23 protein-coding genes and 2 pseudogenes are annotated in these 23,003 nt (G+C 66.5%); 15 read left to right on the top strand and 10 right to left on the bottom strand.

Features of this window, described 5'->3' with window-relative positions:
- Positions 1 to 7: 7 nt before the first annotated feature.
- Positions 8 to 925 carry an NADP-dependent oxidoreductase gene (locus AB0E63_RS29960; RefSeq protein WP_360373622.1) on the bottom strand — a complete coding sequence of 306 codons (918 nt, stop codon included), beginning with the start codon at positions 923 to 925 and terminating at the stop codon, positions 8 to 10.
- Positions 926 to 1,145: 220 nt separating this feature from the next.
- Here AB0E63_RS29960 and AB0E63_RS29965 point away from each other — a divergent pair, with 220 nt between their 5' ends.
- The 4 genes from AB0E63_RS29965 to AB0E63_RS29980 all read left to right on the top strand — a co-directional run bounded on the left by AB0E63_RS29965 (position 1,146) and on the right by AB0E63_RS29980 (position 2,997).
- Positions 1,146 to 1,373 carry a hypothetical protein gene (locus AB0E63_RS29965; RefSeq protein WP_360373625.1) on the top strand — a complete coding sequence of 76 codons (228 nt, stop codon included), beginning with the start codon at positions 1,146 to 1,148 and terminating at the stop codon, positions 1,371 to 1,373.
- 103 nt (positions 1,374 to 1,476) lie between these two features.
- The gene (gene msrB, locus AB0E63_RS29970; RefSeq protein WP_360373628.1) at positions 1,477 to 1,968 is read left to right on the top strand and encodes a peptide-methionine (R)-S-oxide reductase MsrB; all 492 of its coding nucleotides are present in this window, start codon (positions 1,477 to 1,479) and stop codon (positions 1,966 to 1,968) included.
- Positions 1,965 to 2,516 carry a peptide-methionine (S)-S-oxide reductase MsrA gene (gene msrA / locus AB0E63_RS29975; protein ID WP_360373631.1) on the top strand — a complete coding sequence of 184 codons (552 nt, stop codon included), beginning with the start codon at positions 1,965 to 1,967 and terminating at the stop codon, positions 2,514 to 2,516. The genes msrB and msrA overlap by 4 nt, the downstream gene beginning before the upstream one ends.
- 151 nt (positions 2,517 to 2,667) lie before the next feature.
- Positions 2,668 to 2,997: a hypothetical protein gene (locus tag AB0E63_RS29980; protein ID WP_360373634.1), complete on the top strand. Its 330-nt coding sequence runs from the start codon at positions 2,668 to 2,670 to the stop codon at positions 2,995 to 2,997.
- Here AB0E63_RS29980 and AB0E63_RS29985 read toward each other — a convergent pair.
- Positions 2,960 to 3,568: a uracil-DNA glycosylase family protein gene (locus AB0E63_RS29985; RefSeq protein ID WP_360373637.1), complete on the bottom strand. Its 609-nt coding sequence runs from the start codon at positions 3,566 to 3,568 to the stop codon at positions 2,960 to 2,962. The genes AB0E63_RS29980 and AB0E63_RS29985 overlap by 38 nt on opposite strands.
- A 227-nt stretch (positions 3,569 to 3,795) precedes the next feature.
- Here AB0E63_RS29985 and AB0E63_RS29990 point away from each other — a divergent pair, with 227 nt between their 5' ends.
- On the top strand, positions 3,796 to 4,464 hold the full coding sequence (locus tag AB0E63_RS29990) for a sigma-70 family RNA polymerase sigma factor (protein WP_360373640.1): 669 nt from the start codon (positions 3,796 to 3,798) through the stop codon (positions 4,462 to 4,464).
- Here AB0E63_RS29990 and AB0E63_RS29995 read toward each other — a convergent pair.
- The 3 genes from AB0E63_RS29995 to AB0E63_RS30005 all read right to left on the bottom strand — a co-directional run bounded on the left by AB0E63_RS29995 (position 4,437) and on the right by AB0E63_RS30005 (position 6,806).
- Positions 4,437 to 4,625, bottom strand: a complete 189-nt coding sequence (locus AB0E63_RS29995; protein ID WP_360373642.1) for a hypothetical protein — start codon at positions 4,623 to 4,625, stop codon at positions 4,437 to 4,439. The two genes, AB0E63_RS29990 and AB0E63_RS29995, sit on opposite strands and share 28 nt — an antisense overlap.
- Positions 4,626 to 4,809: 184 nt before the next feature.
- Positions 4,810 to 5,673 (bottom strand): alpha/beta hydrolase, encoded by an 864-nt coding sequence (locus AB0E63_RS30000; protein ID WP_360373645.1) that lies wholly within the window; start codon positions 5,671 to 5,673, stop codon positions 4,810 to 4,812.
- Positions 5,674 to 5,813: 140 nt separating this feature from the next.
- Entirely contained in the window at positions 5,814 to 6,806 is a 993-nt protein-coding gene (locus tag AB0E63_RS30005) for a GNAT family N-acetyltransferase (protein WP_360373648.1), read from the bottom strand.
- 242 nt (positions 6,807 to 7,048) lie between these two features.
- Here AB0E63_RS30005 and AB0E63_RS30010 point away from each other — a divergent pair, with 242 nt between their 5' ends.
- Complete coding sequence (locus AB0E63_RS30010) at positions 7,049 to 7,687, top strand: TetR/AcrR family transcriptional regulator (RefSeq protein WP_360373651.1); 639 nt, start codon at positions 7,049 to 7,051, stop codon at positions 7,685 to 7,687.
- Positions 7,688 to 7,717: 30 nt separating this feature from the next.
- Here AB0E63_RS30010 and AB0E63_RS30015 read toward each other — a convergent pair whose 3' ends face one another.
- The 3 genes and pseudogenes from AB0E63_RS30015 to AB0E63_RS30025 all read right to left on the bottom strand — a co-directional run.
- Positions 7,718 to 8,515 carry a GNAT family N-acetyltransferase gene (locus AB0E63_RS30015; protein ID WP_360373654.1) on the bottom strand — a complete coding sequence of 266 codons (798 nt, stop codon included), beginning with the start codon at positions 8,513 to 8,515 and terminating at the stop codon, positions 7,718 to 7,720.
- 276 nt (positions 8,516 to 8,791) lie between these two features.
- Entirely contained in the window at positions 8,792 to 9,169 is a 378-nt protein-coding gene (locus AB0E63_RS30020) for a beta-propeller fold lactonase family protein (RefSeq protein ID WP_360373657.1), read from the bottom strand.
- Positions 9,170 to 9,194: 25 nt separating this feature from the next.
- Positions 9,195 to 9,899: pseudogene (locus AB0E63_RS30025) on the bottom strand (beta-propeller fold lactonase family protein); the annotation flags it as partial.
- A gap of 272 nt (positions 9,900 to 10,171) precedes the next feature.
- On the opposite strand from AB0E63_RS30025, the gene AB0E63_RS30030 reads away from it, so the two are divergent.
- The 8 genes and pseudogenes from AB0E63_RS30030 (at position 10,172) to AB0E63_RS30065 (ending at position 17,700) form a co-directional block, all read left to right on the top strand.
- Positions 10,172 to 11,563, top strand: coding sequence for an FAD-dependent oxidoreductase (locus AB0E63_RS30030; protein ID WP_360373660.1), 1,392 nt, complete (start codon positions 10,172 to 10,174; stop codon positions 11,561 to 11,563).
- A gap of 41 nt (positions 11,564 to 11,604) precedes the next feature.
- Positions 11,605 to 12,831, top strand: coding sequence for a beta-propeller fold lactonase family protein (locus AB0E63_RS30035; protein WP_360373662.1), 1,227 nt, complete (start codon positions 11,605 to 11,607; stop codon positions 12,829 to 12,831).
- Positions 12,832 to 12,886: 55 nt separating this feature from the next.
- On the top strand, positions 12,887 to 13,189 hold the full coding sequence (locus tag AB0E63_RS30040) for an urease subunit gamma (RefSeq protein WP_360373804.1): 303 nt from the start codon (positions 12,887 to 12,889) through the stop codon (positions 13,187 to 13,189).
- 8 nt (positions 13,190 to 13,197) lie between these two features.
- Positions 13,198 to 13,494 (top strand): annotated as a pseudogene (locus AB0E63_RS30045) (urease subunit beta); the annotation flags it as partial.
- 80 nt (positions 13,495 to 13,574) lie between these two features.
- Positions 13,575 to 15,293: an urease subunit alpha gene (gene ureC / locus AB0E63_RS30050; RefSeq protein ID WP_360373665.1), complete on the top strand. Its 1,719-nt coding sequence runs from the start codon at positions 13,575 to 13,577 to the stop codon at positions 15,291 to 15,293.
- Positions 15,293 to 16,027, top strand: a complete 735-nt coding sequence (locus AB0E63_RS30055; RefSeq protein ID WP_360373668.1) for an urease accessory UreF family protein — start codon at positions 15,293 to 15,295, stop codon at positions 16,025 to 16,027. Before ureC ends, AB0E63_RS30055 begins: the two co-directional genes overlap by 1 nt.
- Positions 16,028 to 16,045: 18 nt before the next feature.
- On the top strand, positions 16,046 to 16,765 hold the full coding sequence (gene ureG / locus AB0E63_RS30060; protein WP_360373671.1) for an urease accessory protein UreG: 720 nt from the start codon (positions 16,046 to 16,048) through the stop codon (positions 16,763 to 16,765).
- Entirely contained in the window at positions 16,762 to 17,700 is a 939-nt protein-coding gene (locus AB0E63_RS30065) for an urease accessory protein UreD (RefSeq protein ID WP_360373674.1), read from the top strand. The genes ureG and AB0E63_RS30065 overlap by 4 nt, the downstream gene beginning before the upstream one ends.
- A 4-nt stretch (positions 17,701 to 17,704) precedes the next feature.
- Here the strand turns inward: AB0E63_RS30065 and AB0E63_RS30070 are convergent, their stop codons facing one another.
- The gene (locus AB0E63_RS30070) at positions 17,705 to 20,383 is read right to left on the bottom strand and encodes an AAA family ATPase (protein ID WP_360373677.1); all 2,679 of its coding nucleotides are present in this window, start codon (positions 20,381 to 20,383) and stop codon (positions 17,705 to 17,707) included.
- A gap of 75 nt (positions 20,384 to 20,458) precedes the next feature.
- Positions 20,459 to 21,325, bottom strand: coding sequence for an alpha/beta hydrolase (locus AB0E63_RS30075; RefSeq protein ID WP_360373680.1), 867 nt, complete (start codon positions 21,323 to 21,325; stop codon positions 20,459 to 20,461).
- 240 nt (positions 21,326 to 21,565) lie between these two features.
- On the opposite strand from AB0E63_RS30075, the gene AB0E63_RS30080 reads away from it, so the two are divergent.
- Entirely contained in the window at positions 21,566 to 22,999 is a 1,434-nt protein-coding gene (locus AB0E63_RS30080; protein ID WP_360373683.1) for an amidase family protein, read from the top strand.
- Positions 23,000 to 23,003: the final 4 nt, after the last annotated feature.

Genomic DNA, 23,003 nt, shown 5'->3' on the forward strand with positions numbered 1-23,003 from the left:
GAGATGGCTAAGCACGAACGCTGATGATGGTCTTCCCCTTGAGCCGCTCGGTCGAGTTGAAGGTGGTGACGGCGTCGTCGAGAGATGCGACGGTACCGATGTTCGTCCGCAGTCGCCCGTCCCGCACCCGCTGGACGACCTCGGTCAGCTGGGCGCGATCGGCCTCGACGACGAAGTCGATCGCCAGGCCGTCCGCGGGCCGTGACTCCGGCGGTCCGACGACGGTGACCAGCGTTCCGCCGGTCTTGATCAGGGCCGCGGACCTCTTCTGGATGTCGCCGCCGATGACATCGAACACCAGATCGACCTGCCCGATCTCCTCGAGTGAGTCGTTGGCGAGGTCGACGAACTCGTTCGCGCCGTAGTCGAGCGCCTTCTCCCGGTCGGCGGCGCGTCCGGTGCCGATGACGTACGCTCCGGCCTCGCGGGCGAGTTGCGTCACCAGGGTGCCGACCGCGCCGGCCGCACCGTGCGCGAGGACGGTCTGCCCGGATTGAAGGCGGCCGTGCTGGAACAGTCCCTGCCAGGCGGTCAGTCCGGAGATCGGCAGGCTCGCGCCGACGGTGAAGTCGACGTCGCCCGGGAGTGGTGCGAGGTTGCGTGCCTCGATCGCCACATACTCGGCCAGGGTTCCGTCGCGATGCCAGTCGGCGAGGCCGAACACGCGCTGTCCCACTGACAGCCCCGTCGTGCCATAGCCGAGTGCGGTGACCACTCCGGCCAGTTCGTGCCCGGGGATCGACGGTGATCGGTCCCGGTCGGCACGGTCGGTCCAGGTCGAGGGCCACTCCAGCTCGGTGGGGACGTAGCCCGAGGCATGAACCTCGACGACGACGTCGTTGATCGCCGCCGGCGGCTCGGGACGCTCCACCAGCGTCATCCCTGCCGTCCCCGCTGCCTTGTCCGTCACCACGATCGCCCTCATCAGGCACCTCCTTGTATCCGGTTCTTCGCCTATGTGGCACTTTCGGCTGGTAAGTATTCGCGGCACCTCATCCTCGACGTCTTACCACGCGACAGATGGGAATCGGGAACATCGCGAAATTGTTTCGATGCAGGCCGTAAGATCCGTGCCTGTCCAACCACCAACGAATATCTGTACAGAGCACCGACGGATTCTGATCAACAGGTAGAGGTGAAGTTCATTGACCGGGTGGAGGGAGGGGCTCGAGCGATTCCTCGCCACCGACCCGGACGACGTCGGCTGTGACGAGGCGATGGCTGCTCTGCACCTTTACGCCGAACTCCTCGCGGCCGGAGTCGACGCTGCCGAGCGCTATCCCGGAGTGGCGACTCACCTTGCCGCCTGTGCAGCATGCGCGGAAGCTGCTGATGGGCTATTGGCCGCGGTGCGGGACCACGATCCGAACTGAGATCGCGGTCACAGCGAGTTCTGCGGAACCCGGGACCAAATCAACTGCCTGCGATGTTGTTCTCAGTGACGGCGCAGCCAGCGACGTCAGAAAAGGAGAAACCGTGTCACACGACTACAGCAAGACTCCGGAGGCGATCAGTCGCCTCACCGACAGCCAGTTCCGCGTGACGCAGAAGGACGGGACGGAACCCGCATTCCGGAACGAGTACTGGGACAACCACGAGCCCGGGATCTATGTGGATGTGGTCTCCGGCCAGCCGCTGTTCTCGTCGACCGACAAGTACGACAGCGGCACCGGGTGGCCAAGCTTCACCAGGCCGATCGCGGCGGACACAGTTCGCACAGTTAGGGACAGGTCGCTCTGGATGACCCGCACGGAGGTGCGGTCCACTGGAGCCGACAGCCACCTCGGTCATGTTTTCGATGATGGCCCCGCCGCGGCGGGAGGCCAGCGGTACTGCATGAACTCCGCCGCACTGCGCTTCATCCCGGTCTCGGAACTGGAGAGTCAGGGGTACGGCGAGTATCGGTCGCTGTTCGAGACGGCGGACAGGTCCAGCGACATCACGAGCACAGAGGAGCCTGCATCATGACCAGTGGAATCGACGACACCGGGCAGGTCACACGCAAGCCCGGCACCGAGACAGCCGTCCTCGCCGGCGGGTGTTTCTGGGGTGTGGAGGACCTCATTCGCCGGCAGACCGGCGTACTCGAGACCCGTGTCGGGTACACGGGCGGGCAGAACGACCATGCGACGTACCGTAATCATGCCGGGCACGCCGAAGCCGTCGAGATCGTCTTCGACCCGGCGAAGACGACGTACCGCGACATCCTGGCGTTCTTCTTCCAGATCCACGACCCGTCGACGGTGGACCGTCAGGGCAACGACATCGGCACCAGTTATCGCTCGGCGATCTTTCCGCTCACACCTGAGCAGGAGAAGGTCGCTCGCGACACGATCGCCGACGTCGACGCCTCGGACCTGTGGCCGGGCAAGGCCGTGACGACGATCGAGCCTGCGGGTCCGTTCTGGGAGGCCGAGCCGGAGCACCAGGACTACCTGATCAAGTACCCGGCCGGTTACACGTGCCACTTCGTACGCCCGGACTGGGTGCTGCCGCGGCGTGCCACCACCGCCTGATCCGACCCCGGGGGTGTGCCCGTCGCCGACGCGACGGGCACACCCTCGCTGGTTCCGTGGTGTCGCGGAGATCCTCGCGAGCCGGTAAGCAGGGGTGGATCGGCGGTCACCAATGAGTCGAACACAGTCGAGCGGGAGAGGCCCGGGCGCGATGAGTGAGATGTTGCAGGGAATCCAAGCCGATGACGGTGCAGCGGTTGCGGCTGCCGATATCCCGAAGGCGGTGACGGCGGGGCGGTTGGTGTACGCCGACGGTGCGACTCAGGTCTTCGCGATCGACGGGCGGACGACCTATACCGAACGAGGCGGCGACAGCTCGGGAGAGTGGTACGTCGATGACCAGGGCCGGTTCTGTTCGTTCTGGCCGCCGTCCTATCGAGCCTGTTACGTGCTTCGGTGGATGGTTGAGGACGGGCGGATCGTCGGCCTCGGATTCACCGGGCTCAGCGATGGCGTGAGGTTCGAAGGCCGCTACGAATAGCGTCCGCGACCAGGGTCTGCCGAGCGGGAATCACGTCCGTCTCGAACCAGGGGTTTTTCGCCTGCCACCGGAAGTTCAGGGGTGAGGGGTGCACCAGCGGGATCCGGTCCGGCGCATAGTCTCGATAGGTGCGGACGGTCTCGGTGAGGTTCTTCTTGGCGCTGGCACCCAGATAGTGCTTCTGGGCGTAGCTCCCGATGAGGACGGTCAGACGAACGGCCGGCATCAGCATCAGGATCCTCGGGTGCCACAGCGACGCGAACGCCGGCCGCGGCGGGAGATCGCCGTGTGTGCCCTTGCCCGGATAGTAGAAATCCATCGGCAGCAGCGCGATCGTGTCCGGGGCGTAGAACTGGGCGTCGGTGACGCCCAGCCATTGCCGCAGTTTGATGCCGCTGGCGTCGTTCCACGGGATCTGGCTGTCCTGAGCCTGCTTGCCGGGCGCCTGGCCGATGACAACGATCCTCGAGCGCGGCGATGCGGAGTAGATCGGCTCGTAGCCGCGTTCCCTGGCCCACGCGTTCGAGGCGTGGCTCCTGATCTCCTGGCGTATCGCAGTGAGTTCGTCCATCCGAATCTCCCGTCCGACTGCGATAACAGGACTGAGTAGGCCAGTTATTGCGGACCAGCATCGCTGATCTAGGGGTGATTGGCCATGGGCCCATGGTGATCTGCGTCGCTCGGCGCTAAGTGGACGGAGACACAAGTGGACGGTATCGTCCATGTTGTTGTTCCACCGTTCGGCACGCCGAGGTGCCGGACCTTTGATCACTACGTTCCGCTGATAGCCGGAGATCCATGAAGAGCGAAGGTTCCGAGCCGTTGTCGCAGGTACGGGTCGTTTCCGCAGAGGTGGCCCGGGAGAACCGTGCATGGGTTCGCGACCTGAGCAGCTGCGGGGATCGGCGTGAGCTTGCCAGCCGACGCTTGTACGAAGTTCTCCTGCGCGCGGCGAGAGCGGAGGCCGGCCGACGGGCGGCGAGGCTGCGGCTCGTCGGCCCGGAGCTGGACGACATTGCCCACCAGGCCGCTGCGGATGCATTACTGGCGATCTGCGGCAAGGTCGAGACGTTCCGCGGTGATTGCAAGTTCACCACCTGGGCGTACAAGTTCGTGATCTTCGACGTGGCCGCCAAGGTCAACCGGCACTTCTGGCAACGTGCCGGTGTCGCGTTCGACGAGGAGGACTGGGACCGCCTGCCTGCACGGATGGGGTTCGAACCGGAGGCGCATGCCGAGAGCCGGGACCTGATGACCGCGGTACGCCGTGCCGTCGACGAGAATCTGACGGCGAAGCAACGGATGGTTTTCGTCGCGTTGGTGCTGAACGGTATGCCTACCGACGTGCTCGCCGATCAGCTCGGCGCGACACACAATGCGATCTACAAGATGATGTTCGACGCTCGCCGGAAGCTGCGCGCCGCGTTGGTCGACACCGGCTACCTGCCGGAGCAGCAGATCGCCTGAGTTGTGTCGGCTGCGTCGATCACTCGCGTGGTGTCGAAGGCGACGTCACGAGGGCCGGGGTGCGTTGCGGTCAACCGCAGCCGGCAGCCCGAGATCCAGCAATGCCGCTCGATCTCGTCGACGAGCGCGGACAGGTCGAACCCCTCCTCGAGCCGGGTCACGGCTCGAGATCGAGAAGTACGGCGTCTGCGAGTGCGCTGAGCTCGTGGAACTCCGCCCGTACGACGGTGGCGACGCTGACGTCGAACACTCCGCAGACCGCTATCCTCGCCAGCCCGTCCTCGATTGTCAGACGGACCCGCGCACGGCGTATCGGATCGCGGTTCGCTGGAAGCCTGCCGGACACTATTTGACGATCTCGTCGTAGAAACTGTTGATGCCGTCAACGATCTCCTGCAGGCAGTCCTCGGTTGCGAAGTGTCCGGAGTCGAGGCGGACCAGTTGCGCGTCAGGGAGATCGCGCAGGTAGGCCTCGCCGCCAGCCGGGGTGAAGAAGATGTCGCCCTGACCCCAGAAGATCAGGGTTCTGGGCTGGTCACGGCGCAGCCGCCGTTGCCAGGCTGGGTACTGCGCGGCGTTCGTCCGGTAGTCGAAGAAGAGATCCAGTTGTGCCCGGCGCACGTTCGGCCGGGCCAGGAAGTGCAGGTCCAGATTCCAGTTGTCCGGACTGATCTTCGTCGGATCGGGATGGCCGGTGAGGTAGATCGCTTTGACGGCTTCCGGTTCGAGCAATGCGTCGAGCGGCGCTTCGTTCTCAGTGTTGCGGTCGGTCCAGAAGGCGTGACGCATCGGGTCCCAGATCTCGGTGAACCCCTCTTCGTAGATGTTGGAGTTCTGGATGACCTGCCACTGCAGCCAGTCCGGATGAAGCGAGATCAGCCGATTCCCGATCGGTCCACCGTGGTCATGCATGTACAGCCCCATCGGTCCGGTGAAGTCGATGGCGAGCAATGCTTCGTCGACGATCTCTGCGAGGTGGTCGAAGGTGTACTCCCACTCCGCCGGATCTGGCATGTCCGTGTTCCCGAAGCCGGGGTAGTCGATCGAGACCAGGTGGAACCTGTCGGCAAGTGCCGGCATCAGGTTCCGGAACTGGTGGGACGAGGAGGGGAATCCGCCCAGCAGCAAGAGCTTCGGCGCCCCCGGTTTCCCGGCTTCGCGGTAGAAGACCTCCAACCCACCGGCAGACACGGTCTGAAAACTCGTCATCAGCACTCCACACTCATTCCGCAGGGACGTCATCTTGCGGTCAGCGACGTTGCTCGGGACGACCTGATCAATCCGCTGCCCGCGCTCGTACGAGTTGGCCGCACCGACAGATCGGTTTCTTACCGGCAACGCCGGCGGCCTTACTCGTTGCCAGAGTCCTGAGGAGTATCGGCGTCGTCGGTGGTGCCGAGCAGGTAATGAGACAACGCCGAATGCTGGTTCGCGTGGTCTGCCGACTCGGTCGGGAGCCCGCGTCCCTCCAGTTCGTCCCAGGTTGCGTCCGCCAGGCGCCACAGAAGGTGTGCGAGTCGTCCGGCGGCTCCGGTATGCGGCGAGTTGGGGTGCGGCCGCGTCGGTGAACTCCACTGCCGTTTCGCCAGGGTCAGGGCCAGGTCCGCGGCCTTGTCGGTGCCGTGGAGCCGCTCGAGGCTGGACACGATCCTGGTCTCCCACGATTCGTGCTCGGCCAGCAGACGTTCAACCTCTTGCCAGGTCTCGGTTGCGCTGAGATTCAGAAATCGCGCGTCGCCGTACGCCCTGCCCTTGAGTACTCGCAGTGCCTGCTCGAACTGCTTCAGATTGTCCAGAAGGGCCGCTGCGTCAGCACCGGGTTGCGACCTGGCCGCGGTCAGCAAGACGTCAGCGACGGCCGCGGCATGCTGTGCGGCGACCGCCGCGAACTGGTCCGCGACGCGACGCCGCTCGAACCCATCGAGGCTCGGGTCCTGCGATTGCGCGGCCAGTGCTCTGAGCCTGCGGTGCTGGGCATGCACAAGCCGCTGCAGTGGGGCGGAACGATCCATCTGAGCCTGCATCGGCGGGTGCGACGGATCGAGTACCACGACGTACTGCGGATGGTCCTGAAGGAAACGCTCGACTGCAGGGCAGTAGTTCGTCACCCGGACGCCCGTGGCGACGAGGTCGTCGAGGACTGCCTTGATCAGGGTCGTGCCGAGTCCGCGTCCCCGCTGATCGGCCGCGATCTCGGTGTGTCCCAGAACACGCCGACGACCGAGGAGACGGAAGTCGAGGGTTCCTACCGTCGTGCCTGCGACGAGTAACTCGTACCTCCGCAACTCGTCGTCCTCGACCACGGTCAGCTCGCGCTGCGCGTCGTTCACCAGAGTTCTCATCAGTTGACCTCGTCCGGAGCTACCGGACGTCCGGCGCGTTCCCGACTGACCTCGCTCATCTGTTCTCCTGCCGACCGGCCGGCGAGTGTGCCGGCTCCTCACGGGGTTCGTGTCGGCCACAGCACGCGTACTTACTCGTCGAGCAGGACCACGGACGGTACGGTGGGTATCCTGCTCTGATGGCGGACCGTTCATCTCCAGAAGCGGCAGCAATCGTTGCTCGGTCCCGATAAGCTCGTTTCGTGTCCGAGACAGTGAACGAGCTCGATCGCCGCCTGACCGCCCGCGGCGCGGCCACGCGAGCCCGGATCGTTGCCGCTGCCGACGAGTTGATGTCGCTGAAGGGTGCCGCGGCGACCACGCTCGACGAGGTGACTGCGGCGAGTGGGACGAGCAAGTCACAGTTCTACCGGCACTTCAGCGACAAGAGTGCCCTGGTCCAGGCAGTGGTCGCACTGCGGGGCGGCCGGGTACTCGAGCGTGAGGAGCAGTATCTCCGCAGGGTCGATTCGTTGAGCGGACTCGATCGCTGGTGCCGGGCCATCCTCCAGCGAGTCACGGCGCGCCGTGGGGCGCGCGGCTGTGAACTGGGCTCACTGTCGACCGAGCTCTCCGACCAGGATGAGGCGGCACGCATCGATCTCGAGGCGCACCTGACATCCTGGATCTCGCTGCTGGCCGGAGCGCTTGAGCGGATGAAGTCGAACGGCACGCTGTCCGAGGCCGCCGATCCACAAGCGCTGGCGACGGGAATCATGGCTGCTCTCCAGGGTGGATACGTTCTCGCCCAGGCCGCCCGTGATCCCGGACCGATGCAGGTCGCCCTCGATCTGGCGATGAACTCGGTCCGGGCGTACGCGAAGCCGGCCGGCAGGAAGTAGCCGTCCACGCGCCTACTTGACCCGTCCTGGTCACGAGGTCGGGGCAGGCCGCGGCGCGCCGAGTACATCGGCGTACTCCGGGTGCTTCTCGATGAAGCGGCTGACGACTGCGCAGTAGTTCGACACCGTCACGGAGCGCGTGCGGATGTCGTCGAGAGCGCGGCCGACCAGTACCCATGAAAGTCCTCGTCCGCGGTATGTCTGTTCGACGACCGTGTGGGTGATGGACAGGTGCGAGCCGATCAGGTGGTAGACGAGGAGCCCGGCCTGTTGACCGTCGACGAGGAGCTCGTAGTACTCGTCGTCTGCGTGGTGGACCACACTGATCGTCGGGGAATCCGGCGTGCTGGTGGGTGTTTGCGCGACGGCCACCGGGTCGTCGATGGTCAGCAGGTCGGCCAACGGGGCCAGCCAGCCTGTACCGAACGCCTCGATGGGAAGATCGGCGTGCCAGGTCAGGCCCGATCCCGCCTGGTTGCGGAAGTGAAGGACCAGTTGCCAGGCGCCCTGGGTTTCGTGGACGCCCGCTCCTGTACGCAGCTGCACCCGCACCTTGCTCGGAAGCGAGCTGAGCATCACCGGCTGTGTCCGCAACGGCAGGAACAGGCGTCCCTCGTCAGACCGCACGCTGTCTGGCTCGTCCGTCCGCGCGCTGCTCCAGCTGGCCAGCATCAAGTCCATATCGGGGTTGCCGAACAAGCCCGCGGTGACGCTGAAGTCGACCGGCGGAGTGCTGGTCATTGTCTGCTCGTCCGGAGTGCTCACGGACAGCTCGCCGCTGGCGAGGTAGAAGCCCGTTCCGTCGGGCCGAAGAACCTGGTCAGTCATCGCTACTTCCTCTGTACTGCGCTCTGAACGGACTGCGGAGGTGCTCGCATCCATGAAAGGACTATATAGTCCTCTAGTGAATGGCGCATCGCGGCCACCCTCTTCGACTGCAGGTTGCCAGGAGTATCGATTCTCAGGAAAGACCCTGAGGGTCGGTGGCTCTGCAATGGACTGAGTAGACCTCTTTGTGCATCGGAGAGGGTCGGCTGCCCGCGTCGGAAGGCCCGATGCGGACAGCCACAGCAGGTACGGTCGAGAGGTTGGTTGCCTACGGCGTCAGTCGGTTGCGAGGCCCGCGGTTCCGCTCGTGGCGGCGCCTGAAGTGTCCTGCAGGGACGTCAGACTGCCGTTGTGCGCGACGGCGTACGACGCGATGGCGCCGTTGCCGAGGCGAACCTGGAGGGTCTTGTTGTCCGGGCTGAGCGCGGCGTCGGTGCCGCCGCCGGTTGTGCGAGCTGCGACGGCCGCCAGCAAGGAGAGACGTCCGTCCGTGCCGATGCGGTACGACGAGATCGTCGAGCTGGCCGCGTTGACTGTGTAGGCGTAGCGGCCGTCGCGGGTCGTGACGAGCCAGCATGCGGCCGCCTGGGTGTCGCTCAGGGACGGGCTGATGGTGCGTAGCCGGCCGAAGCGGACGGCGTATGACAACCGCACTCGGTCCCGCCTCGGACACGATCGCGTGCCCGCGCCGGTCGAAGTCGAAGCCGTAGGGCGTCGAACCAGCGGATCGATTCGGAACGGCAGCCCCGGCGTACCGGCCGTGTACCGCGAAGGTGTCGATCGTCTGATCGCCCTTGTGCGTGACCAGGAGATGACGTCCGTCTGGGGTGAAGGAAACCTGCGCAGCTGCGGGGTCTGCACCGCCGATCTTGCTGAGCTGCCTGGTCGAACGCGGAAGGGCACTCAACTGACCGTCCGGACCAAGGCGAAGACCACTGATGGTTCCACTTCCCTGGTTGAGGACGTAGACAGTGCTTCCGTGGACCGTGACGCTCACTGGCCGGTCGCCGCCCGTGGGCTCGACGTCCCGCTTCACGAGGCCTCGTCGAGTGATCGCCAGGGTCGAGATCGTGTCGTCGCCCGCGTTCACCACGAACAACAGATCGTCCCTTCGGACCAGCGCGTTCTGTGACGCCAAAGACGCTCCGAGACCCAGCCCGCCGGTAGCGACGGCGCCGCCCGGGCGCAGTCGCCCGTCACGCAGCCGATCGAAGATCTGGACGACATTGCCGGCCGGCGAGTTGGTCGCTTCGTAGACATGCCCAACGACTTGCGCGCCGGTGGTTGGTATCGCCGCCTGGGCGTTGGTGATACCGGCGCCGCCGGTGGCGGCAGCCGCGACGGCAAGCAGTGGCGACAGGGAACGGACGAACGGATTGCGCATGGTGATTCCTCCGACAGGAAAGGGATGAACGAGATTGACAGTCGATCGGGAACTGGTCGAGCCAAGCGGGCGGCGGTTCTGATCGCATCCGTGTCCCCCTAGGGCATCGCCGGGTCGGACTGCCGACTGGGTCCTTGGTCCGAGGCGCGGCAGTGATCGGCCAGGGACGGAGGCTGGGGTGTTCCCAGATGCGAGGTGCCCGTTCGCGCTCCAGGCTGAGACGTACTGCTCGTCCCTCCTGATGTGTAAAGGCCGAAATCATCATGCAAAGCATGGAAGATTCACTGCGGGTAGACCTCCTGGTTGTCGGTTTCGGCAAGGGAGGCAAGGCGGTCGCGGGAGCGATGGCGCGACTGGGCAAGCAAGTGGTGGTCGTCGAGCAGTCCGACCAGATGTACGGCGGCACCTGCCCGAACGTCGGCTGCGTGCCGACCAAGGCACTGGTCCACGAAGCCGGCAACCGCCGGCCGTCTGACGTACCGCAGGAATGGTACGAACGTGCCGTCGGCGAGGTACACCAGATCACGTCGCTGTTCCGTAAGGGCAATTTCGACGGGATGAACAGCCTGGAGACGGCCACGGTCCTGACCGGACACGCGGAGTTCACGGACGAACATACGGTTCGGGTGGACACCCTGGATGGGCCGGTGACGGTGACGGCCGAGCACATCCTGATCAACACCGGGTCCACACCGGTCATCCCGGACATTCCCGGCCTGCGGGACAGTAAGTACCTGGTGACCAGCACGGACCTGATCCACCGGACCGAACTGCCGAAGCACTTGGCGATCGTGGGCGGCGGCTACCTGGGAGTCGAGTTCGCGGCGATCTATCGCCGCTTCGGCGCACAGGTCACGCTCTTCGAGTCGGGTTCGGCGATCTTCGACCGTGAGGACGACGACATTGCCGCGGTGGCGGAGAAGATCCTGGTCGACGAGGGGATCGAGATCGTCACCGGCGCCAACGTGACCGAGGTACGCGACGGCGACAGCGAAGTCACGATCACCTACACGAACGACGGCCGCGAGAAGGAACTTTCCGCCGATGTCGTGCTGGCTGCGGCAGGTCGCCGGCCGGCGACCGAGGGTCTCGGTCTGGCGGCCGCGGGAGTGCGGACGACCTCCGGAGAAGCTGTCGAGGTCGACGAGCACTTGCGCACGAGCCGCCCGCACATTTTCGCGCTGGGCGATGTCAACGGTGGCCCGCAGTTCACCTACATCTCGCTGGACGACAGCCGCATCGTGCTGGACCAGCTTGTCGGCGAGGGGAAACGGGCCACGACGGACCGGGTCGCGGTTCCGCGGACACTGTTCATGACTCCGCCGCTGGCGAACGTCGGCCTCACCGAGAAGGAGGCACGTGCCGCTGGATACCGGATCAAGGTGGCCAGTCAGCCGGTGGGCGAGATCATCGCGATGCCGCGGGCGTACGTGGTGCACGAGACCCGGGGCGTGATGAAGTTCGTGATCGACCTCGCAACCGACGAGATCCTCGGCGCGACGCTGCTCAGCGTGGATGCGCAGGAGCTGATCAACCTGGTGGCGCTGGCGATGCGCACCGGCGTGAAAGCGAGTGACCTGCGTGACGCCGTCTACACCCACCCTTCGTCGTCGGAGGCGTTCAACGACGTCATCGGCGCTGTCGTACGCACCGACGAGCTCTGAACCAACCAAGAATCGAGGACAAGACAGTGATGGAGCAAAGCATGGGCGCCTCCGGGCACCTGTACATCCAGACCAACGAGGTCAAGAACTTCGTGATCCATTACGCGCGGCACACCGACGGGACGATCAGCGAGGTGGAGCGAATCGCGACCGGCGGTGCCGGGTCTGGTGTGTACAAGCCGATCAGCGGCCAGGAGAGCGCGCCGAACGCGTTCGAGGCGGCCGGTAGCGTGATCCTGAGCGCCGACAAGCGGTTCCTCTTCACGACGAATGGCGGGGACAACTCGGTCTCGAGCTTCGGGGTGGGTGAGGACGGCAAGCTGACGCTGATCGACGTCAAGCGGACCGGCAACGTGGTGACCGGTCGCAGCGGTACGGCGAAGTCGCTGGCCTACCTGCCGTCCAGCCGTACGTTGTTCGTGCTGCACTCGTTCGGTCCGGATCATGTGCGGTTGATGTCGGTCGATGCCGAGGGCAAGCTTCAGGCGCGACCCGAGGGCTACACGGTGAACACCCCGGAGAAGCCGCTGCGGGTGTCCACGATGGTGGTGCTCTCTCCGGACGAGAAGTTCCTCGTGGTCGGCACTACATTCGACGAGCCTGCCAAGGCGAACCCGGACGGGTCCCCGATCCTGTGGGCCGACCAGCCGGACGGCTCGAAGAAGTCGGTGGCGTCCAACGCGCCCGACCCGGACGGAATCATCGTGTTCGCCGTCAAGCAGGACGGTTCGCTGGGCGAGGGCATGTTCCAGGACGGTGGTGGCGGCTCACCCTTCTACCCGGCTTTCCTGCATCACCGGCCGGACCAGTTCGTCATCGGTTACGCCGTCGCCGACGGGGTTGCCCTCGCGGCGCTCGCCGAGGACGGGAAGATCGGCACCGGCCCGGTCGTGAAGATCGACACCAGCGCCGGTCTGCCATCCGAGCTGTGCTGGCTCGCGGTCTCTCCGGACGACCAGTGGGTGTTCGCGACGAACTTCGGCTACAGCAACATCAGCAGCTTCCGCATCGACGGTGACGTGGTCTCGCTGGTGCACAACTCAGCCTGCCCCAAGGTGCCGGGCGACGGGACGTTCCGGGCACTGAACGGGACGGTCAGCAGCGGACCGAGCGACAATCTGATCACCCCGGACGGCAGCTACCTGTACCAGATCTACGCGAACGCCTCGAAGTTGATCGGGTACGCCGTCCAGGCCGACGGCTCGCTCAGCGAGGTGACGAGTGCGGAGATCCCGTACAACAGCCCGCAGGGGCTGGCCGGGTTCTGACGAGATGACCGACGAGGGTCCCGGGGAGCCGCGCATCGAGACGTGGGTCTCGTCGCTGATGCTGACTCCCCGGGAGGTCGAGAAGTTGGTGATCTACCAGGTCGCCGAGCTGGCCCGGAAGCGCCGCGAGCGCGGCCTGAAGCTGAATTTTCCGGAATCGATCGCACTGATCACCGAGACGCTGCTCGAAGCAGCCAGGGATGGTAGGTCGGTCGCCGAGGTGACCGAGCTCGGCAAGCAGGTGCTGTCTCGCGACGACGTGATGCGGGGCGTACCCGAGATGGTCAACATCGTCCAGGTCGAGGCGACGTTTCGCACCGGGACCCAACTGGTGGCCGTGGCCAACCCGATTCCGTAGGGGACGAGATGATTCCAGGCGAGTGGCTGTTGTCGGACGAGCCGATCGAGATCAATGCGGGCCGCCGTACCGCGCATCTGGCGGTCCGGAACACCGGCGACCGGCCGATCCAGGTCGGTTCGCACTACCACTTCTTCGAGATCAACCGAGCGCTGGACTTCGACCGGGCGTCGGCGCTGGGAATGCGCCTCGACGTCCCGTCCGGCCAGTCGATCCGATTCGAGCCGGGGGACGAGCGTGACGTCGACCTTGTCGAGTTCGGCGGTTCCCGGCGGGTGGTGGGGTTCAGCGGCCTGCTCGACGGCGCGGCGTCCAATCCGCGGTCGCGTGCCCAGGCTCTGGCCCAGGCACGTGACCGCGGCTTCTCCGGAGCGGGGGAGCCAGAATGACGACGATCTCCAGAAGGCAGTACGCGTCGCTGTACGGTCCAACCGCGGGCGATCGGTTCCGGCTGGCCGACACCGAGTTGTTCGCTCGGGTAGAGCGCAGCCTGATCCTTCCGGGTGAGGAGGCGATCTACGGCGGCGGCAAGTCGATCCGTGACGGGATGGCTCAGGTGCCAGGACTGCGCAACGCCGACGGAGCGCTGGACCTGGTCATCACGTCGGTCATCGTGATGGATGCGGTGATCGGGATCGTGAAGGCCGACATCGGCGTGAAGGACGGCCGGATCGTCGGGGTCGGGCAAGCAGGCAATCCGTTCCTCCAGGACGGAGTGTCGGCCGATCTGCTGATCGGCCCCGGCACCGAGGTGATCTCGGGGGAGGGCCTGGTCGCGACCGCCGGCGCGATCGACACCCACGTGCACTTCTTGACGCCTGCCCAGATCCCGCACGCCGTGTCCAGCGGGATCACGACGATGCTCGGCGGCGGCACCGGTCCCGCCGACGGTTCGAAGGGAACAACCTGCACACCCGGCCCGTGGAACATGGCGCGGATGCTGGAGGCGACCGCGACCCTGCCGGTGAACGTGGGTTTCATGGGTAAGGGCAACAGCAGCCGTCCGGACAGTCTGCGTGAGCAGGTGGAGGCCGGGGCGTGCGGACTCAAGGTGCACGAGGACTGGGGCGCGACGCCGGCGACGTTGGACTGTGCGCTGACGGTTGCCGACGAGTACGACGTACAGGTCGCACTGCACGCCGACACTCTCAACGAGAGCGGGTACCTGGGGGACACCCTGGACGCGATCGACGGGCGGACGATCCACAGCTATCACACCGAGGGCGCCGGTGGCGGTCACGCACCGGACATGATGGCTATCGCATCGCTGCCGAACGTGTTGCCTTCGTCAACCAATCCGACGCGTCCGTACACCACCGATACGACCGACAACCTGTTCTACATGACGATCGTGACGCACCATTTGAACCCGGACAACCCCGAGGACGTGGCGTTCGCGCAGTCCCGGATCCGCGCGGAGACCGAGGCGGCCGAGGACGTTCTGCACGACAGGGGTGTGCTCAGCATGTACTCGTCGGACTCGCAGGCGATGGGAAGGGTCGGGGACACGGTGGCGACCTGCTGGCGGACCGCCGACAAGATGAAGAAGGTGACGGGGAGCCTGCCGGGGGAGACCGGCGGCGACGACAATCAGCGGATCCTGCGGTACCTGGCGAAGCTGACGATCAATCCGGCGCTCACGCACGGTATCGGGCATCTGGTCGGGTCACTGGAGCCGGGAAAGCTGGCCGACATCGTGCTGTGGCCGACGAACACGTTCGGGGTCAAACCGAAGTACATGATCAAAGGCGGGATGGTCGCCTGGTCGGTGATGGGCGACGCGAACGCGTCCATTCCGACCCCGGAGCCGGTGCTGCTGCAACCGATGTTCGCCGGACTGGGCAAGGCGGCCGGGCGGACGTCGGTGACGTTCGTGTCCCGGGCGGCGGCGGAGGCACGGGTGATGGAACGGCTCGGTGTCGATCGGTGGACCGAGGCGGTGCGTGGCTGCCGGACGGTCGGCAAGGCTCAGATGGTCCGCAACAACCTGATACCGGAGATCACTGTGGACAGCGAGACGTATCAGGTAGCTGTGGACGGTGAACCGGCCGTCGTGCCCGCGTCGGACGAAGTATCGATGTCCCAGCTCTACTACATCGTCTGATGCTCGATCATCGAGCGGGAGTGGAGCGAGGGCTGGCCGGGCTCTTGTCCATGCTGCAGCTGAGCGACTCGGCGTTCCCGAGCGGCCGCTACACGCTGTCGTACGGTCTGGAGACGCAGGTGCAGTCCGGCCGGCTCACGATGCCGAGCGACCCGGCGGTGCTGGCGGCGCTGCTGCGGGACCAGGTGCGGCTGTCGGTCGGACCGTCGGACGGCGTCGCGCTGGCCTGTGCCCACCGTGCGTCGAGCAACCGAAATTCGTTCGATCTCGCATTGGTGAGCTGCGCCGACCAGCGACTGACCGCTGTGAAGTTGTCGCGGGAAGCACGGGAGACGTCCACCCGTAGCGGCCGAGCGCTGTTGCGCGTGGCGACGTCTGCCTTCGCCGCCGAACCGGTGGTGGCTCTTGCGCGAGAGGTGACGAACAGACGGTTGCCGGGCAACCACGCAGTGGTTCTTGGTGTATTGAGTGCCTGCCTGGGCGTGCCGTGTCTGGAGGCGGTGGCCGGCGAGCTGTTCGCGTTCGCCGCCAGTTGGGTGGGCGCGGCTGTCCGGCTCGCCGTGACCGATCATGTGACGGCGCAGGCAGTCCTGAACGACGTACGTCCGCATCTGGCCGCGGCCGCGGGGTGCGCTGCCGGGAAGGACGTTCCCGACATCAGCAGCTGCACACCGCTGCTGGACGTGATGGCGATGCGGCATGAGGAATCCGAGCTTCGGTTGTTCGCCAGCTGACAAAGGAGATACAGGTCCATGGAGGCAAACGCGTACGGGCACGGCCACGGGCACGGGCACGGTGACGACGACGGCCGGGACTCACGGTTCGCCGAGGTCCGGGCTCCGGGGATCCCCCGGATCGGCATCGGCGGACCCGTCGGATCCGGCAAGACGGCTCTCATCGAGGCGCTGGTTCCGCTGCTCATCACCGCCGGCCACCGCCCGGTGGTCGTCACCAACGACATCTTCACCAGCGAGGACGCCCTGCACGTACGGCGTACTCTCGCCGGCGTGCTGGCGCCTGAACGAGTGGTGGGCGTCGAGACCGGTTCCTGTCCGCACACTGCGGTGCGGGACGACCCGACGATGAACCTCGACGCGGTCGCCGAGCTCACCGAGCAGTTCAGCGACGCGGATGTCGTACTGGTCGAGTCCGGCGGTGACAATCTCACGCTGACGTTCAGCGCGGTGCTGGCCGACTACTTCGTCTTCGTGATCGACGTCGCGCAGGGTGACAAGATTCCGCGGAAGCGGGGTCCGGGCGTCACGCACTCGGATCTGCTGGTGATCAACAAGGTGGACCTGGCCGACCTGGTCCGGTCCGACCTGTCGGTGATGGATCGCGACGCCGGTGCCGTGCGCGAAGGCCGCCCGTTCGTGTTCACGAACTGCTTCACCGGCGACGGACTGGACGACGTGGCGGGTCGCATCGGTGCGGTGATCGCCCGGTATACCCCTGCCGTCGATCCCGTATGAGTCGACGCGATGATCGGGCCTGGTGTACTCCAACGGCGTTGCCGCAGGAGGTGCTCGCGTTCGGTGGGGACATTCAGGACGCCCTGGGTGTCGGCGCCGCGGGAAAGCTCGGGGTGCTGGACCTGGCGCTGGCGCCGAGGGCCGGAAGCACCAGGCTCGTGCGGCAGTACCAACGCTCACCGCTGTACGTGCACCGGCCGATCTACCTGGACCCTGTGCGGCCGGACATGGCTTTCGTGTTCCTGCAGCAGCAAGGTGACGGGTTCGTTCAGGGTGACCGGTACCGAATAGACGTCGACTGCGCGCCGGGTTCGGCCGTCCACCTCACCTCGCAGGCGGCGACGAAGGTTTTCAGGGCCCAGGACAACTTCGCGACGCAACTGGTCAACCTGCGGGTCGGTACCGCCGGTGTGCTCGAGTATCTGCCCGATCCCGTGATTCCGTTCCGAGGGTCCCGGCTGTATCAGCGCACCTGCCTGACCGTGGCCGACGACGCCACGGTCATCCTCGGGGAAGTCCTCCTGCCCGGCAGGGTGGCGCGCGGCGAAGCACATGTGTACGACGTGTACTGGGCCGATACCGAGGTACGGGCCGAGGACGGATCCTTGGTGTTGGCTGACACGTTGCGGTTGCGGCCCGGTGACATCGACGACCCGAACTCACCAGGAGCGCTGGGGGAGTACGACGTCCTGGCCGGCCTGTACGTGATCTGCGCCAGTACGCCGCCCGCCGAACTGGTCGCAGTTCTGCGGGAGGCGCTGGCCGGCGTACCAGAGATTCTGGCCGGAGTGACCGAGCTGCCTGCCGGTCGTGGTGCGGCGGTGCGCGTTCTCGGCCACACGTCCAAGGTGGTTCAGGCGGCGATGCGCACTGTCTGGAACCGGGCGCGCGTCGAGGTGCTCGGGGCGCCCGCGCCCGATCTCCGCAAAGGATGACACGTCAGCGCGATCCGTCGACCAGGACCAGGTGGAGCTCGGTCCGAGAGGTGATGGACAGCTTGGTGAAGACCTTGTGCAGGTGGTACTCGACGGTTCGTGGACTGATTGACAGCGTGGTCGCGATTTCCGGGTTCGAACGGCCGTCGCGCGCCAGCGACGCGATCCGGATCTCCTGCGCGGTGAGCTCGGGAGGCGCCGCGGACTGGCGCTGGCGCGCCCGTTCTCCGGTGGCCAGCAGTTCGCGGTGGGTTCGCTCGGCGAAAGCGTCGGCGCCCATCGTCACGAACGAGTCGTGGGCCGTCCGCAGAGGACCACGCGCATCGACCCGCCGGCCCTGCCTGCGCAGCCACTCGCCGTACAACAGCTGCGCTCGAGCCAACTGAGTCCTGATACCGGACCGGCCAAGCCGCTCGATCGCTTCCTGGTAAAGGTCCTCGGCGGTTCGGCCCGCCCGCAGCAGAGCGCGCGACTGGGCTTCGACGCCCAAGGCCCAGTCCGTCCCGGCCAGGCAAGCTCGCTCCGACAAACGGTCGAGCGCCTCGGCCGCCGTGTCCCGGTCGCCGGACCGGACGGCACCTTCGACGAGTTCGGTCAACGACCATCCCTGCAGCTCGAAGGCGTCACGTTCGAGGACCTCGCGGGTCGCTTCGACAGCTTTTCCGTACGCACCGACGCCGTTCGCGAGGACCGCGGCGGCATAGCGCGCCAGGCCGGCAGCCGCGCCTCGACCGCTCAGCTCCGGCATCGGCAGCGCCTCCTCACCGCGCCATGCCGCGAGCAGCCACGCTGCGTGCGGGAAGGGCGGCGTTCCGACTGCTCCGGCGGTCGACGTCGCCTCCGCTACCAGCGATTCGGCTGCTCCGAACTCGCCGGTCAGGATCTCCAGCAGCGCGCGGTGGGTCAGTACGTACGGCAGCAGCGTTCGGGCTCCTGTCAGCCTGGTCAGTTGCAGCTGTTTTCCGGTGAGCTCGTGCCAGGCGACGTCGTCCCACAGATCCGCCGCCACCAGACAAGACAGCGACCGTGAGCGAGTGTCGTCCTCGGCATCGCGGTCGAGTGCCTTCAGGGCCAGTTTCAGCGGTTCCACAGCTGAGGCGTAGCCGGTCGTGCAAAGCTGGGCAACACCTTCGATCAGCCGGTCGTTTCCTCCTGGTTGATGCTCGGACAGTCGGGCGAGGGCCTCGTGGACGATGTCGACATGACCGGTGAACACGGCTGCACCCAGTGCCTCGACGTAGGCCGGCCCGGCGAGTGTCGGCCGGCACTCCTCGAGCTCGCGCGCGGCGTCCATCAACTGGGCCACGGCGGCGCTGCCGCGGCTCGCATCGAAGGCCATTCGGGCCCGAACGCGCTGGATCCGCGCTCGGCCCAGTGGATCGGGTGAGGCAAGTTCCGCGGTGGCGAGCAGCCGGACGGCGGCGTCGACGGCGCCTGCGGAGTGGTACGCGTCGGCCGCCATCACGGCACGTTCGACCCGGAGTCCGGGGTCGGCGGTGCAGATCGCGGCGCGCTCCAGGAAGGCCGCTGCGGCGGCAAGGCCTCCGCGCTCACGGGCCTTGCCGGCCGATCCGGCCAGTTGGTCGCCCAGTGCGTCGTCGGGTCCTCTCCTGCTGTGCGCGAGATGCCACACGCGCCGGTCGGGTTCCGTCACCGGGTCGGTCGCCAATGCGAGTGCCTCGTGCGCGCGGCGCCGCTCCTCGGCGGAGGCCGTCCCGTAGATCGTCCATCGCAGGTGGGGGTGCCGAAACACGACCCAGGCGCCGAACGACACTAGGTTCGCCGCTTCGAGCTGCTGAGTGGCACTCGCCTTGAGTCCGAGCCGTGCTGCTGCGCGCCACAGGCGGACGGGATCGCCCATCGGCTCGGCAGCCGCGAGGATCAGCAGCAGCCTGCTCTCCGGCGCGAGTCCGTCGAGCAGGGCCGGCTCGCCTTCGTAGGACGTGTCGGCTTCGTACCCACCCGCCAGGGCCACCGGCGACGCAGTACGGACCGATTCCAGCAGCACTCGTGGATTCCCTCTCGCTTCCGCGATCATGCGCTCCAGAACCGCGTGGTCCAGGACAGTCGGCAGTGCGGCGTCCAGCAGTTGGTGCGCCTCGAGGTGTGAGAGCCCGTCGAGAACAAGCTCCGGCAGGCCCGTGACGCGCTCGCCGCGATCGGCGAACAACAGCGCAACCGGGACCGGACCGACTCGTCGGGCCACGAAGGACAAGACGTGGGTCGAGGGTTCGTCGAGCCACTGGACATCGTCCACGGCGCAGAGCACCGGTTGTTCCGCCGCAGCGAGTGTGAGTAGCGACATGACCGCCACGCAGAGGAGGAACCGCTCCGGTGGCGGGCCGGCGCGCAGTCCGATAGCTGTCTCCAGGGCGTCGCGCTGATGGGCTTCCAGCCGCGCCACTTCGGCCGGGAGGGCGGAGCACAGTAGGTGCAGCGCCGCGAACGCCATGCCGGCCTCCGCCGCAGTCCCGCGTACGCGCACCACCCGGTAGCCGTTAGCGTTCGTCGCCAGGTCTTCCATGAGGGCGGTCTTCCCGAGTCCAGCCCGGCCACGCAGCACCAGCACCGCGCTGCCCCCGGCCGCGGTGGTCGCGAGTAGTTGGCGAAGGCGTGCACGTTCCGCGCCCCGCCCGGCGAGAGGGACCTTCGGAGCCGGAACAGTCAGACCGTCTGCCGTCATGGTGGTGGGCTTTCCTCGATTTGCTGCAGGGACTTCGATCAGTGCGGTTCAGCTATTCCTTCCGAACAGATCAGCTCACAGGTGGATTCGATCCAGGAACTGCCCGACCGTGCTCGCCACTGTGTCCAGGTGGCTTTCCAGCAGGAAGTGACCACCGTCGAGCAGGGAGATCTCGGCGTGCGGAGCGTCGTCGGCGAAGGCGAGCGCGCCCTCGGGGCAAAAGATCTCGTCGTTACGCCCCCACACGGCGAGCAGCGGAACTCGGCTGTCCCGCAGGTACGCGTGCAGCCGCGGATAGAGAGGCATGTTGCTCACGTAGTCCGCGAGCAGTTCCAGCTGCACCCGGTCGTTCCCCGGACGCGAAACCATTGCGAAGTCGTGGTACCAGGTATCCGGGCTGACCAGGCTCTGGTCCGGCACACCGTGCAAGTACTGCCACCTGATGGCCTCCAGCGTCATCGCCTGCCGCAGCGCGGCCTCGGTTTCCGGCGTCCGCCGGTCCCAGTACGCACGCACCGGCCGCCAGAACTCCTCGGCCAGACCGACCTCGTAACCGTTTCCGTTCTGCGAAATGACGGCCGTCACCGCATCGGGCCGATCGAGCGCCAACCGCCAGCCCACCGGCGCACCGTAGTCCTGGACGTACATCGCGAACCTGTTCACACCGAGCTGATCCAGCAGACCTGCCGTCAAGTTTGCGAGTGCGTCGAACGTGTAGCCGAACTCGTCCGCCGCCGGCGCATCGGACAGCCCGAAGCCGAGGTGGTCGGGAGCGAGTACGTGGTACCGGTCTGCCAGCAGTGGGACGAGATGGCGGAACATGAATGAGCTCGTCGGAAAGCCGTGGAGCAGCACGACCACCGGTGCGTCGGCCGGTCCGGCCTCCCGGTAGAACAATTCCTGCCCGGCGACCGTCGCGTAGCGGTGGTGCACCGTCGTCATCTCGCTCCTTTGCCCGGCACCGATGTACTCGGTCCGTTTCAGAGTGCTGCCTGTTGGTTGCCGACGGCATCCCCCGGTGGCTAGCCGACCCCGCCAGCGATCGGCAGGCCATCGACGCTGCGCCGCGGTGCGGTGAGTCTCCACTCGTCACCTCGCTAGTGCACTCCCTGACGCGATGTGGTCGCTTGATCACGATCATCGAGGGCGCGGCACACCAGCGCTGACGACATGAGGAGATCGATGACTGAGGAAGTATGGAGAATGCCGGCGACCGAACTGGCTGCCAGGATCGGCGCCAAGGAGATCTCGCCGGTTGAGGTGACCGACGCCGTACTGGATCGGATGGACCGGCTCAATCCGGTCCTGCACGCGTTCTGCGAGCCCACCCAGGAAGCGGCCCGCGCGAAGGCGGCCGAGGTCGCCGGCCGGATCGCACGTGACGAGCCGGTCGGCCCGCTGGCCGGCGTACCCATCGCGATCAAGGACCTGATCAGCGTCAAGGGCGTCCGGACGGCGATGGGATCGCCGATCTACCGCGATTTCGTGCCGGACGAGGACGATGTCGTTGTCGAGCGGGTCGAGGCTGCCGACGCCGTCGTTCTGGGAAAGACCACGGTGCCGGAGTTCGGCTACAGCGGCGCCGGTCACAACCCGGTGTCACCCGCTGCGCGTAACCCGTGGAACATCGCGATGACTCCAGGTGGGTCCAGCAGCGGGTCGGGTGCCGCGGTCGCGGCAGGGATCGGTCCGTTGGCGCTCGGCACCGACGGGGGTGGATCGGTGCGCATTCCGGCGGCGCACTGTGGGATCTACGGATTCAAGCCGTCGATGGGCCGGGTGCCGATGTACCCCGGCGCCCGCGACGAGCGGTACCCGGGCGCGTCCAGCTGGGAAACTCTCGCGCATATCGGCCCCTTGACCCGGTCCGTCGCCGACGCTGCGCTCGTCATGTCGGTGGTGGCCGGTCCCGATCCGCGGGACCGGCTTTCGCTGCCGGCCGGTGATGTCGACTGGTTGTCGGCACCCGAGGGTGGGATCCGTGGTCTGCGGGTCGCTTTCTCGCCCGACTGGGGTTACCTGGATGTCGACCCGGCGGTCCGGGAGATCACAGCGCGGGCGGCCGAAGTGTTCGAGCGGGACCTGGGGTGCACGCTCGAAGAGGCCCACCCCGGCTGGGAGGATCCTTTCCACGCCTTCTGGGCGGTGGTGGTCGCCGACACCGATCTGGCGGGGCTCCGCGCGTTGCTCGACAAGCATGGAGCTCAGATGTCGCCGCACCTGGTGGACATCCTGAGCCGGCACTGGACCGCCGAGGAACTGACCAGCGCCAGGATGACGCGCAAGGCCGTGAACAACAAGATGTGGCGGCTGATGGCTGACTACGACCTGCTGATCACACCAACGCTGGCCGTACCTCCGTTCCCGCTGTACATGCAAGGCCCGGAGATTGTCGACGAGCACATGGTCCCCTCGACCGCATGGCTCGGCTTCAGTTTCCCGATCAATCTGACCGGTCAACCGGCCGCGTCGGTCCCAGCCGGCTTCACGACGGACGGCTTGCCGGTCGGGCTGCAGATCGTCGGTCGCCACCTCGCCGACGCCGACGTACTGCGCGCCTCGGCCGCCTTCGAGGCCGCTGCCCCGTGGGCGCAATACTGGCCGGCGCTGTCCTGACACA

The sequence above is a fragment of the Kribbella sp. NPDC026596 genome (genome assembly GCF_040638415.1).
In the GTDB taxonomy this organism is placed as follows: Bacteria; Actinomycetota; Actinomycetes; order Propionibacteriales; family Kribbellaceae; genus Kribbella.

Bases quoted from the DNA above. Each gene is read 5' to 3' on its own strand.
- ureG (WP_360373671.1), top strand. From the start codon at position 16,046: ATGGAGGCAAACGCGTACGGGCACGGCCACGGGCACGGGCACGGTGAC.
- AB0E63_RS29960 (WP_360373622.1), bottom strand. From the start codon at position 925: ATGAGGGCGATCGTGGTGACGGACAAGGCAGCGGGGACGGCAGGGATG.
- AB0E63_RS30070 (WP_360373677.1), bottom strand. From the start codon at position 20,383: ATGACGGCAGACGGTCTGACTGTTCCGGCTCCGAAGGTCCCTCTCGCC.
- AB0E63_RS30075 (WP_360373680.1), bottom strand. From the start codon at position 21,325: ATGACGACGGTGCACCACCGCTACGCGACGGTCGCCGGGCAGGAATTG.
- AB0E63_RS30055 (WP_360373668.1), top strand. From the start codon at position 15,293: ATGCTCGATCATCGAGCGGGAGTGGAGCGAGGGCTGGCCGGGCTCTTG.
- AB0E63_RS30005 (WP_360373648.1), bottom strand. From the start codon at position 6,806: ATGAGAACTCTGGTGAACGACGCGCAGCGCGAGCTGACCGTGGTCGAG.
- msrA (WP_360373631.1), top strand. From the start codon at position 1,965: ATGACCAGTGGAATCGACGACACCGGGCAGGTCACACGCAAGCCCGGC.
- AB0E63_RS30035 (WP_360373662.1), top strand. From the start codon at position 11,605: ATGGGCGCCTCCGGGCACCTGTACATCCAGACCAACGAGGTCAAGAAC.
- AB0E63_RS29980 (WP_360373634.1), top strand. From the start codon at position 2,668: ATGAGTGAGATGTTGCAGGGAATCCAAGCCGATGACGGTGCAGCGGTT.
- AB0E63_RS30065 (WP_360373674.1), top strand. From the start codon at position 16,762: ATGAGTCGACGCGATGATCGGGCCTGGTGTACTCCAACGGCGTTGCCG.
- ureC (WP_360373665.1), top strand. From the start codon at position 13,575: ATGACGACGATCTCCAGAAGGCAGTACGCGTCGCTGTACGGTCCAACC.
- AB0E63_RS30080 (WP_360373683.1), top strand. From the start codon at position 21,566: ATGACTGAGGAAGTATGGAGAATGCCGGCGACCGAACTGGCTGCCAGG.
- AB0E63_RS30030 (WP_360373660.1), top strand. From the start codon at position 10,172: ATGGAAGATTCACTGCGGGTAGACCTCCTGGTTGTCGGTTTCGGCAAG.
- AB0E63_RS30000 (WP_360373645.1), bottom strand. From the start codon at position 5,673: ATGACGAGTTTTCAGACCGTGTCTGCCGGTGGGTTGGAGGTCTTCTAC.
- AB0E63_RS29985 (WP_360373637.1), bottom strand. From the start codon at position 3,568: ATGGACGAACTCACTGCGATACGCCAGGAGATCAGGAGCCACGCCTCG.
- AB0E63_RS30015 (WP_360373654.1), bottom strand. From the start codon at position 8,515: ATGACTGACCAGGTTCTTCGGCCCGACGGAACGGGCTTCTACCTCGCC.
- AB0E63_RS29990 (WP_360373640.1), top strand. From the start codon at position 3,796: ATGAAGAGCGAAGGTTCCGAGCCGTTGTCGCAGGTACGGGTCGTTTCC.